The sequence below is a fragment of the Mesorhizobium sp. Root102 genome (genome assembly GCF_001425625.1).
Taxonomy (GTDB): domain Bacteria; phylum Pseudomonadota; class Alphaproteobacteria; order Rhizobiales; family Rhizobiaceae; genus Mesorhizobium.
On the sequence record NZ_LMCP01000003.1, the window covers coordinates 62,215 to 77,166 of the forward strand.

Here is a 14,952-nt window from a genome sequence, read left to right on the forward strand (position 1 = left end):
TTTGGTTGAAGTGCATTTTCGACAGGCAAATACCCAAAAATAGGCAGGAATGGCCAAAAATTCGCACAGAACATGCTCAGGAAGGCAGAGTGAAGCCTGTTCGTTACGGCCGTGCAGGCTCACGGCAGTTCAACCAATGTAGATTTTTAGTCTCAACCAAAAGATTTTGGTTGCATCCCGGCCGCCGCTATTAGGCCGCCACGCTCTGTTGAGCGCGGTTGCGGATCAGATCGACGGCCTTTTCGGCGATCATGATCACCGCCGCATTGATGTTGCCGCAGACGAGATCCGGCATCACGGAGGCGTCCACGACACGAAGTCCGGCAACGCCGCGTACCCGCAATTCCGGATCGACCACCGACTCCGCATCGATACCCATACGGCACGTGCCGGCCGGATGATGCACGGTGATCGACGTCTTGCGGATGTGCTCGTCGATCTCTTCGTCGCTCTCGCATTTCGGTCCGGGGAAGAATTCCGCGCCAACGAACGGGGCCATGGAAGGCTGGCTTGCAAGGTTGCGCGCAACACGAAAGCCGGCGCGAAGCGACTGCCAGTCACGCTGCGAGGACAGGAAGTTCTGATGGATCAGCGGAGCGGCGACCGGATCGCTCGACGCCAGCTTGACGCTGCCACGGCTCTCCGGCTGCACGGCGACGATACGGGTCGCAAAGCCGTCGGCGAACGGTGCCTTGAATGGCGACATGTAAGGCCATGCCCCAAGCGGTGCGGCGGTGAAAAGCAGCTGGACGTCCGGCAACGGCCGGCTTGCATCGCTTTTCAGAAATGCCACGACGCCGCCAGGCACATCTCCCGAAAAGCCCTTTCCGGTGAGATAGGTCTTGACGAAATCCAGCCCGATACGATCGGCCCGCATCATCTTGAGAAACGGTCCGGGCTGTTTGCGTCGATACATCAGGATGACCGAAACATGGTCCTGCAAATTCTTTCCGATCTGCGCACGATCAACCTTCGTCTCGATGCCATGCGCCGCCAGTTCGCCGCTGTCGCCTATGCCCGACAGCATCATGAGTTGCGGCGTGTTGATGACGCCGCCGGCAAGCAGAACCTCGCGCCGCGCGAGAACCTCATGGCTCGCCCCGCCTCTGGTGTAGGCAACGCCCGTTGCGCGCCCATCCTTCAGGAGGATCTTCGTCGCCATCGCGCCGGTCAGAACCTTGACGTTGCCGCGGCGCATGGCGGGCCGCAGATAGGCGGTCGCGGTCGAGCAGCGCCGGCCGTTCGCAATTGTCATCTGCAAACGGCCGAAGCCTTCCTGGACGGCGCCGTTGTAGTCTTCGGTCTGCGGGTATCCGGCGTCACGGCTGGCCGTGGCGAAGGCATCGATCAATTCATCCTTGTAACGGCAGAACTGGGTGTTCAGCGGCCCGCTGCCGCCACGATACCGGCTTTCGCCCGCTTCCCAGCGCTCCTGCTTCTTGAAGTAGGGCAGCACCCTGTCGAACGACCAGTCCGTCAGGCCGCTTGCCGCCCAGCGATCGTAATCGCCGCGATTGCCGCGCACATAGGCCATTGCGTTGGTGGAAGAAGAGCCTCCGATAACCTTGCCGCGCGCGCATTCGACCTTGCGCCCGCCGACATTGGCCTCGGGCTCGCAGAAATACATCCAGTCGTGGCGGCGCTCGGTCAGTATCTTGCCCCAACCAAGCGGGATGTGGATCATCGGATCGCGGTCCCAATCTCCCGCCTCCAGCAGAAGCACCGACACCGCGGGGTCTTCGCTCAGCCTGTTCGCCAGCACGCAGCCGGCCGATCCCGCACCGACAATGACGTAGTCAAAGGTTTCGCCAGCCGGCATGCGTCATCCTCGGGAGAAAGACGGCCCGCCGCGATGGCAACCGTCGACGAAGGCAGTCAACCATCGCGCAACTGGTGTTGTCAACCATTGCGTACAGTTGTAGATTGGTTGAATTGGTTGAGTGCCGTCGAACAGGTTTTCGTGTCACAATATGATGTCAGGACGTTGAGTCGGCGGTCTGCCGATCGGACAGGAGATTTGGTTTTGAGCGCATTCGAGCCGCAGGTAGGACCATCGGATCTCGACGACATCATTGCCGCGGTCCGCCAGTTGCAGCAGGGCGGCGGCAAGCTTCCGTCCGAGCGCGATCTTGCGGAACATCTGAGCGTAAAGCGCCATCAGCTTCGCAAAGCGCTTGAAGTGCTGCGCCACTCAGGCGATCTCAAACCGGCGCGCGCCAGGCGGGCGCCGACCGCCCTTCCAAGATATGGCGAGGAACTGGTCAGGGTAACCAATCCGATCGAGATTCTGGAATTGCGCCTGCTCATGGAGCCGGGCCTTGCTCGGTTGGCGTCGCTGCGCGCCTCCTCCTTCGAGACGGCGCGGATCCTCGACGCGGCAACCACGCCGGAGAATGCTCCGTCGGGTGAGGTCGACTTCGCCTTCCATCTCGCGATCGTCGCCGCCGCCCGCAACCATCTCGCCGCGGAATTCTACAAGATGCTGCGTCAGGTCGGGGTCGATGCGCGGGTGAAGGTTGCGCGCACCGCGGCGCCCACCTGCCCCAAGCGGATCGCCCAGCGCGACGGCGAGCATCGCCTGATCGCCGAAGCGATCTCGCAGCGCGATCCAGAAGCGGCGGAGGCCGCAATGCGCGCGCACCTGCTGTCCGTGCAGAGACAGATCATGGAACGGTCGAATGCCGGCGCCTTTGCCGCGTGATCTTATCAGCTTCTGATATCGAGCCTGTGCGGGGAATTTCAAATTGAAACGTCATTTCGACGTGCTGGTCATCGGCGCGGGATCCGCCGGCTCGGTCGTTGCCAGCCGGCTCAGTGAAGACCGGTCATGCCGGGTCGGCCTCATCGAGGCAGGGGCGATGCCGGCCGATCCCGACATCGCCGACCCGCTGAAATGGACGATGCTCCAGGGCCGCGCCTACGACTGGGCCTACCGGACCGTACCCCAGCCTTTCACCGCCAACCGCATCCATGAATGGCCACGCGGCAAGATCGTCGGCGGCTCGAGCTGCCTGCATGCAATGGCCTATGTGCGCGGCCATCCCGATGATTTCGAATCCTGGGCACAAGCCGGCGGCGAGCGCTGGTCCTATCGGGGATTGTTGCCGGGCTTCATCCGCAGCGAAGCCTTCACCGCCTTCGACGGGCCGGCACGCGGCAGGAGCGGCCCGCTGGACGTCTATCTGCCGGACGCCGAGGTCAGTCCGGTCGTGCGTGCCTACATCGCCGCCGGACGGGCCATGGGTGCTCCTGCCCTGACCGACCACAACAGTGGCGAACTGGTCGGCACCAGCCCCAATTCACTCAACATACGCGACGGTAAGCGCCTCAGCGTCGCCGACGCCTATCTGCCGCCGCAGGTCATGGCGCGGCCGAACCTGACCTTGCTCACCGGCCACGAGGTCGAGCATCTGGTGCTGGACAGCCACAAGGTCACGGGCGTGAGCGTGGTGTGCGAGGGCGAGACCGGAACGCTCTCCGCCGACCGGATTGTCCTTTGCGCCGGCGCAGTGTCCACGCCGCTCATCCTCATGCGGTCGGGCATTGGCTGTCCGGATACTCTGAAGCAGGCGAGGATACGCTGCCTTGCCGATCGACGCGATGTCGGTCGCAATCTGCAGGACCATCTGCTGGCTCTTGGAAATGTCTACGCCGCGAAAAAGCCGGTGCCGCCGTCCCGCCTGCAGCACTCCGAATCGCTGATGTACCTCCATGGCGACGACCCGACCCGTTCCACGGGAAGTCCCGACATCGTGCTCGCCTGCGTCGTCGCTCCGTCAGTGGCCGAGGGCTTGAATGCCCCGCCCTACGGCTCCGCCTTCACGATCCTGTGCGGCGTCACCCATCCGACAAGCCGCGGGCGCATTGCCCCAGGCGGGCCGGGCCGCAACGACACGCCCGTCATCGATCCGCGTTATCTCGAAACCGAACACGACCGCACGGCCTTCAGGATGGCCTTGAAGCGGGCGCGCATGGTCGGCCATCATGCGGCTCTGGACGAATGGCGCGATGCGGAGATCCTGCCGGGCGCACCGGTTCAGTCCGACGACGAGCTCGATGCCTTCATCGCCAGGGCCGCTTCCACCCATCATCATCCAGCTGGCACATGCCGGATGGGTCGTGATGCCGAGGCCGTCGTCGATCCTGACTTGCGGTTGAACGGCTTCGACAACATCTTTGTCGTCGACGCCTCGGTGATGCCGGCGATCCCGAGCGGACCGATCAATGCCGCAATCGTTGCCATCGCGGAAACCTGGGCGGCGTCTTCACGGGTTACCGCCTCGACAGCGGCCGCTGCGCCTGACAATTCCCCTGGGGTTTGAATGGCCCTCGCGCTGGCGCCCGGCGGTAGTCAGCTGTGGAGATGCGTCAATTCAAACGTGGCTCCGTCCCGGATGCCCGCCATGCGCTGCTCGGCCGACCGGAACATGTCCGCGAACTCCGCCTCGTTTTCGAACACAACGCCGCCGACTTTGACGGTCAGGGCATCTTCGGTTCCTTTTGGCGCGAAATAGACTTGCGCGATACGCGCCCGGATACGCTCGCCAATTTCCCTGGCTTCTGCCTCGGTGGCGCCTGAGAGGAAAACCCCGAACATCGAAGCCCCCATGCGTCCAACCAGATCCTCCTCGCGCACCGATGATTTTATGGTTGAGGCAACGAGCCGCAACGCCTCATCGCCCCATTCAAGGCCAAAGCGCAGGTTGATGGACCGCAAATGTTCCGAATGGATGACCAGGAAGGCACCCGATCTCGGACCAGGAGCCGCTGGCCTTGCTGTTCTTTTTTCGACCATCGACGTGAAGACCGCTCCGTTCAGGCAGCCTGTCATGGTGTCGAAGGTTGCCGACTTGTCGAGTTCCCGGCGATAGCGACGCAGCTCGATCTGCTTCAAGCCAACGAACAGAAAAAGCGGAACACCAAGGATAACAGGCAACAGGATTGCCGTGACCATGCTGCGCCCAAATGGCGTCAGCGCCTCCGAGAACAGGAGCAGATAGTTGAGGCCGACGGAAAGGGCCAGGATTCCCGTGGTTCCCAGAAAGGTCAGCCAAGCGACGCCTTTCCATGCCTGGGCGGTGGTGGTCCCCATAGTCTTTGTCACTGGCCGATCTCCTGTGGATGGGCTGGTATAAGGCCGGTGTGTTGCAATTTCAGTTTCAAGGAACCTTGCAATTTAATCGATTGCGCGATGACCCCATCAAGGCTGCGGACGAAATTGGCTTGTTCCCAATGCATGTCGCCCTGAAAGTGACCTCGGTTTTGGGAAAACGACATGCATAGAAAACAAAGACCTAAAGCGCGTCGCCTGAATCCGTTAAATGGATTCAGGCGACGCGTTTTAGGGAAAGCTGCCCGTGACGGTTAACAAACAAAATATCAGGAGCTGAACGACCAGCTATTGTGCCGGGCCGAATATGCCCATCTCCGCGTCCCTGGCGGTCGCCTCCGCCTTGCCATAGATGCCGCTTGGCAGCGCGGTGGCCCAGCCATTGGAGACAAGCCAGGCTCCGACATCCTGCTTGCCCAGGCTGCACGTCGCGGCGATGGCAAAACGCTCGACGTCCGGCGGCACGAAACATTTCAGTGCGCGTCCCCTCAGCCAGGAATTGAAAGCGGCGCGTGCGCGCTGACCGCAAGGCCACGTAACGTCTTGAAACGAGCAGGATCTGTCGACATCGATGCCTTGCACCCCGCTGATGACCACCTTCCGACCCATGGATTCGAACATCGCCGACGATGTGGCAATAGGGCGGAAGAGCAAGACCTCCCGCCAGTCCCTGGGCATCGGCGTTTTCGGGGGCACGGCGAGACCGAGCTCGCCGAGTGGCGGACGGGGCTCCGCCCGTTCGATCTCAGCTGGATCAAGCCGTGGCGGAGCGATCAGGTCTTGAGCAACCTTGCGCGCCGGTTCCGGGCGTTGTGCGTCGGTAACCGGGGCAACCGGCCGGATTGGCTGCGTATCGTCAACAGCCTTCGAAGGGGCAAGGACAGGCCGATCGACCGAAAGCAAAGCACCGGCCTGAATGATCAGCAGGACTCCGGCCAGAAGCAGGAGGCTTCCGAGCACGATCGCCAAGCGGCTGCGGCCCGGCCTGCCCATCAGGTTGCACAGCTTCTCAAAAAGGCTCGCCGGTCAGAAACCCGACGTCGATTTGGCAACCAGTTTGAGAGCACCTTTTTCAATCCGGTAGAACGGCATCGATCGTTCGCTGGATCCGTCAGCCCGAAACCGGAACAGACCTGTCGACCCACGAAACCCGTTTGGATTCTCGAGAACCTTTTTGCTGAAGCCATCAGGCCCGACCGCGCTGGCAATCCCTGCAGTCAGGGCAACCATATCATAGGCGTAGGCCACATTGACATCGGCCGGATAGTTGTATGCCGTCCTGAAGCGGTCGGCGATCGGCCCGGTTTCACTTGGATCGAGCGTGGCGATATATGCCCCTCCAAACAGTGGGTCCATGGGGTGTTCCAGCCAGCGGTTCGTTCCGACGACGGAGATCGTCTTTCCCGGAATGCCCTTTGATTTGAGGGCGGCCAGGATAGGCGACGGGCTGTCATTGCCGCTGGCAACGATGACGGCGTCGGGATTGTCCACGAGTGAGCCCATTTCGTCGACTGCCTTCGCGCCACCGTCACCGGCCGAATACGGGAGAGTGACCGCGAGCGTCGCGCCATAGATGCTGAGGCTGTTGGCGACCCGCTTCTCCATGGCGCCGGCGTTTGGGCCCTCCGCGACAAACAATACGAACTTCTTGCTGCCTTTCGCCGCCAGTCCGGCGGCGCCCGCCGCGGCGCTGTCCGCTTCGCCAAGACGCACGGCATAAACCCCGGCGCCGCCGGCGAAATTATCGGCAAGCGCCAGGACTGGTGGCCGCTTCGATCCAGACAGCGTGGCAATATGCTGGGCTGCCGGCAGTTCGGTTGGGCCGATCACGACCTTCGACCCCGTCGTTATGGCCGTTATCGCCATTTTGCCGGCCAGTGCGCTGTCGCCTTTGGTGTCTTCTACCGTCAGCGTAAGTAATCCATTGCCAATATCCGTCATCGCCAGCTTGGCCGCATCCAGCATCTTCCTGCCGTTTTCGCCCGCTGTTCCGGGGCCGGACAACGGCAGCAGCATCGTGACTTTTGTCGAACCGGTGCCCAACGACTGGGTCGCCTGGGCGGGACCGGCAACAGCGGCGCCATTCTGCCCGGCAGGCACGGTGACCGCCGCCGGATCGAGCACTTCGGAAACGCCGCCTTTGGACTGGCAGCCCGACACCATCACGGCGAGCGCAAAGGCGATTTTCCATGTCCGCGGACGGTGGACCTGTCGGCCAGCTTCCATGATTGCTCCACCCTCTGTGCCGCCGGGTATTTCTTTCCGGTCTGGTCTTCAAGTCATGTTACGGCGGACTTGCCGTGCCGTCTGCAGTTCTTTTAGCTGCCGAAAAGCCTGGCTCTGAGCGCCTTGATCTGCCTTGCTTGCCCAGCACTTCGATAGTCGGCGCATTTCATGTATCGCGGCCCCGGCACGAACACGCGCCGCACGCAAACGCCCTTTCCCTGGGCAGGAGCGCCACCCTCTCCTCCTGGCGAAAATGCGGAAAACCCGAATGTCGCCACCGGCAAGGGCCCGGTCACTTCAATCCCTTCCCTTGCCAGGATAGCCCGCGCACGCTGGCAGTAGCGGACCGAAAGGGCCGAGAACCGGCTTTCATTGTGCCCGGCGCGATACTTCATGACGGTGGTGCACAGATCGCCCGCGGCGAGCCTGTTGGCCTGCGCAAGATATTTGACTCCCAGGGCGATGTTGGTCGCCGGCGCGCTCAGATCGTCCAGGGAGCCTCGAAAGCCAAGCATTCTGGCCGTCGCCGGCATAACCTGCATCAGGCCGACTTCGCCGTCGGCGCCCTGCACGCCGGGATCGAACCCGCTTTCGATCTCCATCACGGCATGCGCCAGCATCGGCTCCAAGCCATAGATCGATGCCTGGCAGCTGGCAAACGCCTTGAATGTCTGCCGGGTCCACTGCGTGGCAGCGTCACAGTGCACCGCCCGCGTCAGGCCGGGCGACTGCCGTTGGTCCACGGACGGTCGTTCCAGCCAGTTGGCGTGGGCCAGCGTGACAGTGAGGCCAAGGCCGACCAACGCGATCGCGCCTGCGATCGCCTTCGAGAATGATCCGTCGGCTGTCATGATGGCCAACAGGCGTGGGTTCGCCTATCCGGTCAGTGCATGTACTCGACCATGCGATCGTGAAAACACTCGCATTTGTTGAGGGTGTCTTCGTCCTTATAGTTAGTCTTGAGGTAGCCATAGGCCTTGCCGCAGGCGACCTTGGCCTCCGACGCCCAGACGAAGACGGGACGCGACGAGTGGATCCACTCCGAGCTGTTGGCGACAGCGACCGACTCGTCCATCAGCTTCACCACCTGCTCCCTGAGATCGACGATGTTGTCGTTCAGCACCAGGTTGGAGGTGCCGACGACACGGCAATAGTCGCCGGTTGGACCATCGATGATGTCCGCGGCATTGAGTCCTGTCGACAAGATCGACAGCAGACCTGCCCCGAAAACCACTCGCAAAATTCTGTTCATGTTGCTTACCCCGTCCCTTTCGCCCTTAGGCCACGTCCGTCTTGGTGCCGTGGCTGTCATCATAGAGTATTTTGACTGCTTCGGCGGCGCTGTGGAATGCATAGTTCTCCAGCACTGCAACCGTATGGTAGTTGTCGCCGCCGCCATCCGTATCGACCTTGACTTCGGCGTTCGCCGCATTGGCCGAGGACTGCGCGATCTCCACGAAGCCGCCGGCTTCGAGATCGACGACGCCTGCCAGGCCCTTGAGCAATGCGGAAAGATCGATCTTGTCGCCGTTCGCGCCGTCATGGAAGTCCGCGATCAGATCGGCGGCGTCAAGCGAGCCAATGGTGAAGGTCTTCGTACCATCGGAGGCAACGGACGGCTCTGCCGGTGCAACAAGCGAGGTGTCGAGTTCGACCTCGACATAGGTGCCGGTCGTGCCATCGGCCATTTGGAAGGTTCCGTTGCCTGTCACGGTCTGTCCGTCGATTTCGCCAACAGTCGGAGTAGCCGCTGTGCTGATGGAGACGATACCGTTATCAGCGAGGTGTGACAATTCCCCGGCGTCGCTGGCGCCGTTGGCATTGGCGTCCTTCCAGATCAGCAGGCTGCTGAAGGCGGCGTCGTCGTGGTCGATGACACCGTCATGGTTGCTGTCGAGCGAAGCCAATGCCGCAGCGCCGCTGGCGAAGTTGCCGCCGCCGAAGTTCGGCGTGAACAGTTCGGTGCCGTCGTCGATCTTGCCGTCATGGTTGAGGTCGACTGCCAACATGCCATCATGGGATGTGTTCCAGGCAACCTGGTCTTTTACACCATCGCCATTGATGTCGAACTGGACGCCATGGCTGAGGTCGGAGAAAGCGAACCCATCATGGTTCAGGTCGAGGATGATGGGATCGGTTGCGCTGTTGTGGACGACGAAATCCGCGCTGGTAAGCGTGGTAAGCTGCCCTAGCGTGGTGATGTTGTCGAAGGTTGCCACCTGGGTGCGGCCGGCGGCGTCGTTCCAATTCGCGTCGAACCAGAGTTCGCCATGTCCTGTGGTCGAGTTGAAGACCAGCACATAGGTGTTGGCTGCCACCGCTGCTGTTGCTGCCGCGATTTGCACCGACGTCTGTGCCGCGTCGATTCTAACGATATGCGCCGAATCGCCGGCCGTGAGTGCGGAGATCGAGGCCCGGATCGAGAAGTCGCTGACATTGAGGGCGTTGCCGCCCGAGGTTCCTGTGGTGTTGGCGAAATTGACGCTACCGCTTCCGGTCGAGCCGGTGTCCAGCAGGCCGATCTTGTCGGTGCCGACCACGAAGTCTTTGATGGTATCCATTCCGGTATTGGTCGCGAGCCGGAACTGATCCACCCCGGTGCCACCAATAAGGATATCGTTACCGCCGCCGCCGCAGATCGTGTCGTTGGCGGAACCGCCGGTCATTATTTCATCGCTTGCCGTTCCTTGCAGCGTGTAACCAGGACCTTCGCCGCCCTGCAGGAGGACGCTCAGCGTAGCTGGCGCACTTACGTCACCATCCCCATCCTGCGCTGCAATATCGAAGGAGAGCGGCTGATCTTCAGGAATGACAGTCGTAACGAGTTGTACGCCGTCAATTCTGGTGTTTCCGCCGCCGTTCTGGTTGGTAAACCATACTTCCATCGTCGCGAATTCCCCGGGCGGGTTTATGGTGATAAACCCAGTGCTCGGCGACTTCACAACTGTAAAGGTTTGAGAACCCGATCCAGCGTTAAAGCCGGTGCCGCCCGAGATCAGATTTCCATCTGCGTCAAACGCGCGCCAGTTGACCACCATTGTAGTGGTGCCACCACCACCATTTCGATCTATTTCAAACGTCAACGCGTCCGCAACTGTGGGGTTTCCGTTTGATGTGACATTGACAAAGAAACCTTCGTTGTTCTCGATCGTCGTTTGGGCTGTCGAGTCTCCTATGCCAAAACCGGTACCTGTCGGCTTAACGTCATCATTGTCGTCACCTAGCTGTCCTTCGCCAAGGTCGACCAAAGTCGTTCCGTTGAAGATACCGCCATTGAACGTCAGTTCGTAATCGCCAGCGGGCACAGTCAAAGTCTCTGCGCCTCCGCTGCCACTTGCCGAGCTGAAGTCAAGTGGAATGGAGACGACAGGACGCTCAGTGTAGGTCAGGGTATATGTATTGTCGGTATCATTCAGGCTGAGTTTGAAAAACTCCTGCGTTTCGTCCACGTCATGGATGCCGTCATTGTTGGTATCGATAAAGCCCGTAAGCGTTTGACCGCCGTTTGACAGAACTTCGACGATTCCAGACAGGTCTTCGTAGCTTGTGATGACCAGCGCGGAACCGGCATCAGGACCGTCCGCCCCATACTGAACATCAATATGGCCGGTAACAGTGCCGGTCGTATTGGCCACGATCGCATTCTGGATCGAATTCAGCACCGGAATGTCGTCGACGATGGAGATGACGATCGAGGCCGGGGTGGTGTCGCTGTCGCCGGTGGCGTCCGTCACCGCCATGGTGATGGTGTCGCTGAGTGACCTCGCCCTGGCCGCTATGGGGTAGCGGACCCGACAGCGTGTAGCTGTAGCCGTAGGTGACGACGCCACCGGCATCCGGGGCCGAGATCGAGGTGATCTCCAGCACGCCTTTCGAGGTGGTGACAATGTCGCCAATCGCAGTGATCGTCACTGGCCCGCCGGCATCGCCGTCAAGCGTCAGTGTGTAGCCTTCGTTGTTGCCGTCGACCGTGAAGGTGCCGGTCGCCGTCTCGCTGGTCGCGCCATGCTGCACGCCGTCGGCAAGGCCGTCCTCGTAGACGGTGGCCGTCGAGCCGGTCGTCTCCGGCACGTTCAGGTCCTGGTTGAGCCCGATCACCAGCTGCGCGAGGTCGGTGTCGCCGTCGCCGTCCTTGATCTCGTAGGTGAAGGTCTCGCTCGTCACACCCGAGGGGATCGACGCCGTCGTCAGCGCGTAGGTGTAGGTTCCGTCGGTATGCAGCGTCAGGTTGCCATAGGTGCCGGCAATCACCGTCGCTCCCGAGATCGTCGTGTAGGTCGCGCCGGCGGCATTGGCCTCAAGGCCGAAGTAGGCTCGCGTCACCGCTCCGCCGACCGCAGCGCCATCGGCGCCGATCGTGTCGGCATCGTCGCCCGCACTTGCTCCCAGGGCACCAAACACATTGCCGCTTGTCGAGTGGCCAAGCCCTTCCGTAACGCTGTTGGCATCGTTGTCGGCAACCGGAATGTCGTCGACGATGGAGAGTGTCGCTTACACTCTGATCGTCCTGGTCGGTCAGCGTGACCGTGAAGTTCTCGAACAGATTGTTCTGGCCCTGAATGGGATCATGCGCCTCGTTGTCGACCAGCGTGTAGGTGTAGCTCACCTGGCCGGTGGCGGCATTGTAACCGGTCACGTTGAGTGTGTTGCCGAGCGCGGTGGTGAACGAGCCCGCCGTGAACACGCCGTCGGTGATGAAGGCGTTGCCGTCGATCGCCAGCGAGTGGATGCCGTCGGGCGAGGAGACGGTGAAGGTGCCGGCGGCGGCCTCGGCCGTGCTTGCAGGATCGGACCCAGGTCCGCCCGGCGTGCCGACATTCAATGCCGCTTCGTTGACGATGACGTCGCCGCCATTGGCCTCCGGCGTCAGGTCGGTGATCACAGGCGTCGAGTTGCCGATCGAAATCGTCAGCGTGGTGTGCGAGGTGTCGCCGTCACCATCCTTGATCGTGTAGGTGAAGACATCGGCGACGCCACCGGGTGTGCCGGCATCGCGCACGTAAGTATAGCTGCCGTCGCTGTGCAGCGTCAGCTTGCCGTATTCGCCCTGGACCGGTGTGTTGAGTGTAGCCGCGCTGTCCAGATCGACATTCGTCGTACCCTTGGTAACGCCCACCACCGTCGCGCCGTCGGCGCCCTGGGTGTCGGCAACGCCGTCCGTGGTGTTGGCGTCGACCGCATCCGTTCCGCCGACAAGCACATTGCCTGTCGCGGGGCCAAACTGGCCGGCTGCAATGCTGTCCGTATCGGCAACCGCCGTCGGCACGTCGTCGACGATGGCGACGGCAAAGGTCGTGCTGGCCGAATCGCCGTCGACATCCGTGACAGTGATGCTGAAATTGTCCGGAACCGTGTCGGTGGGCTCGAATCCGTTCGTCTGATTGGGATGAGTGACCGATTCGGTGACCGTGTAATTGTATTGGATAGCACCGGTGCTCGGATTGTAGGAGACGATCGTCAGGAAGCCGAAATCGCCCGGGATCGGCTGGCCGACGCCGGTGACGGTGACGCCGTTGATGACGATCGACCCAATTCCATCCGGTGCGGTGATGTTGATCGTTCCGATGCCGGAGGTTTCAGAGCTGCTGGGCGCGTCGCTGCCGGGTGATTGAGCCGGACCACCGTCAAGGCCGGTTTCGCTGGCAGCCTGGTCCGGGCTGAGCAATGACGTGGCCACCACTGAAACCGGTCTGTCGACGATAGATGGGAACAGTTCGCGCCGCTCCAGAAGCCCAAACTGCAAGGCAGTCGGCGGCAACAGCGCCGACAGGTCGAACCCGTCGCCGATGCCGCCGGGGGGAACCGAGAAGTCTCCGCCTGCACTCGAATTCGAACCGCCCGGGCCGGCCGACATGGAACCGTCGGCGCCGAAGGCGACATCGACATGGCTGGCTTCCAGCGCTGCCAGCAGCGCAACGCGCGGCACCTCGACGTCGCCAATGATGAAGGTCGGCACGTTCAAGGCGCCGTCCTTGATCACGATCACCGTGCCGTCGGCCTGTTCGAGCAAAAGGTTGTGGCCGTCGACCTTGATGTTGTCGATCGAGACGTTGGCCGGAAGCCTTACCACGTGGCTGGCGTCGGCCACATATTCGTGCGGCGCAGCTGCCGGCGATGCCTTTGCTTCCGCGGGGGCTTCTGGTTTGACAGGCGCTCCGCCGCCGACATCGACCGGCACGGGTTCGGACGCTGTCGGTGCGGCCTGCTGCGTCGAATTTGCTTGTGCGACCTGCCTCTCTGCTGGCGATGTCTGGCTGTCGTGTTCATTGGACGCGGAATGCTCGTTCAAGGAACCCGAAAAACTGTCCAAATCGATATTGGTGGTCATTGCTGAAACCCCTCCGGTATTTCCCGGAAAGAGACAGTGACCGCCTCTACTTTGCAACAGTCCCGTAAACTGATTCATATACTCTGATATGCATGGCTTGGCATTTTTTACACGTGGTAAACCGCGATAATATAACTGGATATATGTTGGCCTCCATGCAGCTTGCTTGACCGATGGCAGACCAGGGATTTCTGGTAAATGAAAGTATAAAATTGAATAAAATTTTATAGAAAATAGATGTAGTGATTTGTGAGAAAGTTATCCACCTTCCTTTCCAATAATTTGAGACAAGATTGGTAGCGTCCACAGTCAAAGGTGGGCGTTATGAAAAAAGAAAACTCCCTGGGAAAAACCAGGCTCAAGGTGCTCTTGCTGGCAATCGGGCTTGTCGGGCTGGCGGGGCCATCCTTCGCGGATGCCGTTTCCAGCGAGATCGCCGCACCCGGCATGGCTCTGGACAAGGTCCAGACGCCGCCCAGTCTCGGCGGTGTTTCGCTGGCGAGGCCTCTGCCATGGCAGCCTTCGGCCCCATACCGGATCGGCATGGTTTTCGGCAGCTATGGCGCCGCGGTTGTCGACCGCGGGGATGGCTCGTCAGTGGGACAAGGTGAGGCCGGGATAGATCCGGTGCAGACGGCGTCGATCATTCCGGGTGTCTTCGGATCGGTTGCCTTGTCCATGCGCAATTTTCCCGTCGCGGCGCGCTGGGCGCCCGTCTACCGGGCCATCACCGCCTGCTCGGCAGGCAGCCCCTGCGAGCGCAAGAGCGCGGCCTTCGCCAGCATGATCTCCGCCGCTCAAGGCAAGGGATTCAGTGAGAAACTATCCTTCGTCAACAGCAGCGTAAATCGGCTGATCGCCTACAGGAAAGACAGCGTCGTCTACGGCAAACTCGACTATTGGGCAAAGCCTTCAGAGATTCTCGAGCGGCGAGCCGGCGACTGCGAGGATTTTGCCATCCTCAAGATGACGGCCCTGCTGCGGGCCGGCATTCCAACGCAAAGCATGGCGCTGGTTGTCCTCCAGGACCGCAAGCGAGGCTTCTTTCACGCTGTGCTGTCGGTGAGCACAGGCAGCGGCACCTTCATTCTCGACAGCCTCAGCAACAGCGTTGTGCGCGATAGCGATCTCCCGGATTACGTTCCGCTCTATTCGTTCAGCACGGACCGGGCCTGGATCCACGGCTCAAGACCGGGCGGAGCCCAGATGGCCGACATCAAAGGCGGTTTCGCAACCGTCGCACCTGGCGAAGGTTTTCAGCCATAGGTTCTCGTTAGGCTTGGCGGCG

The 14,952-nt window shown here is 61.3% G+C and carries 12 protein-coding genes; 3 read left to right on the forward strand and 9 right to left on the reverse strand.

Annotated features, from left to right (window positions below):
- Window positions 1-190: 190 nt before the first annotated feature.
- Window positions 191-1,819, reverse strand: coding sequence for a choline dehydrogenase (locus tag ASD12_RS04940; RefSeq protein WP_056582483.1), 1,629 nt, complete (start codon window positions 1,817-1,819; stop codon window positions 191-193).
- Window positions 1,820-2,023: 204 nt separating this feature from the next.
- Here ASD12_RS04940 and ASD12_RS04945 point away from each other — a divergent pair, with 204 nt between their 5' ends.
- Together ASD12_RS04945 and ASD12_RS04950 are read left to right on the forward strand one after the other, a co-directional pair.
- A complete protein-coding gene (locus tag ASD12_RS04945; RefSeq protein WP_056582484.1) occupies window positions 2,024-2,701 on the forward strand; it encodes an FCD domain-containing protein in 678 nt (225 codons plus the stop codon).
- 43 nt (window positions 2,702-2,744) lie between these two features.
- Window positions 2,745-4,322: a GMC family oxidoreductase N-terminal domain-containing protein gene (locus ASD12_RS04950; RefSeq protein WP_056582486.1), complete on the forward strand. Its 1,578-nt coding sequence runs from the start codon at window positions 2,745-2,747 to the stop codon at window positions 4,320-4,322.
- A gap of 29 nt (window positions 4,323-4,351) precedes the next feature.
- Here the strand turns inward: ASD12_RS04950 and ASD12_RS04955 are convergent, their stop codons facing one another.
- From ASD12_RS04955 to ASD12_RS04985, 8 genes are all read right to left on the reverse strand, one after another.
- Window positions 4,352-4,954: a GGDEF domain-containing protein gene (locus ASD12_RS04955; RefSeq protein ID WP_244482741.1), complete on the reverse strand. Its 603-nt coding sequence runs from the start codon at window positions 4,952-4,954 to the stop codon at window positions 4,352-4,354.
- Between the two features lie 444 nt (window positions 4,955-5,398).
- On the reverse strand, window positions 5,399-6,103 hold the full coding sequence (locus ASD12_RS04960; protein WP_056582490.1) for a thermonuclease family protein: 705 nt from the start codon (window positions 6,101-6,103) through the stop codon (window positions 5,399-5,401).
- Window positions 6,104-6,136: 33 nt separating this feature from the next.
- Window positions 6,137-7,273, reverse strand: coding sequence for an ABC transporter substrate-binding protein (locus ASD12_RS04965; protein ID WP_244482748.1), 1,137 nt, complete (start codon window positions 7,271-7,273; stop codon window positions 6,137-6,139).
- Window positions 7,274-7,428: 155 nt separating this feature from the next.
- The gene (locus ASD12_RS04970; RefSeq protein WP_056582744.1) at window positions 7,429-8,187 is read right to left on the reverse strand and encodes a transglycosylase SLT domain-containing protein; all 759 of its coding nucleotides are present in this window, start codon (window positions 8,185-8,187) and stop codon (window positions 7,429-7,431) included.
- A 32-nt stretch (window positions 8,188-8,219) separates the two neighbouring features.
- Window positions 8,220-8,588: a hypothetical protein gene (locus ASD12_RS04975; protein WP_056582494.1), complete on the reverse strand. Its 369-nt coding sequence runs from the start codon at window positions 8,586-8,588 to the stop codon at window positions 8,220-8,222.
- A 25-nt stretch (window positions 8,589-8,613) separates the two neighbouring features.
- A complete protein-coding gene (locus ASD12_RS35155) occupies window positions 8,614-10,374 on the reverse strand; it encodes a type I secretion C-terminal target domain-containing protein (RefSeq protein WP_348271706.1) in 1,761 nt (586 codons plus the stop codon).
- A gap of 559 nt (window positions 10,375-10,933) precedes the next feature.
- Entirely contained in the window at window positions 10,934-11,659 is a 726-nt protein-coding gene (locus ASD12_RS35160) for a VCBS domain-containing protein (protein WP_244482742.1), read from the reverse strand.
- A complete protein-coding gene (locus ASD12_RS04985; RefSeq protein ID WP_056582497.1) occupies window positions 11,634-13,664 on the reverse strand; it encodes a VCBS domain-containing protein in 2,031 nt (676 codons plus the stop codon). Before ASD12_RS04985 ends, ASD12_RS35160 begins: the two co-directional genes overlap by 26 nt.
- A gap of 324 nt (window positions 13,665-13,988) precedes the next feature.
- Between ASD12_RS04985 and ASD12_RS04990 the strand changes: the two genes are divergently transcribed.
- Window positions 13,989-14,930 carry a transglutaminase-like cysteine peptidase gene (locus ASD12_RS04990; protein WP_056582499.1) on the forward strand — a complete coding sequence of 314 codons (942 nt, stop codon included), beginning with the start codon at window positions 13,989-13,991 and terminating at the stop codon, window positions 14,928-14,930.
- Window positions 14,931-14,952 lie beyond the last annotated feature (22 nt).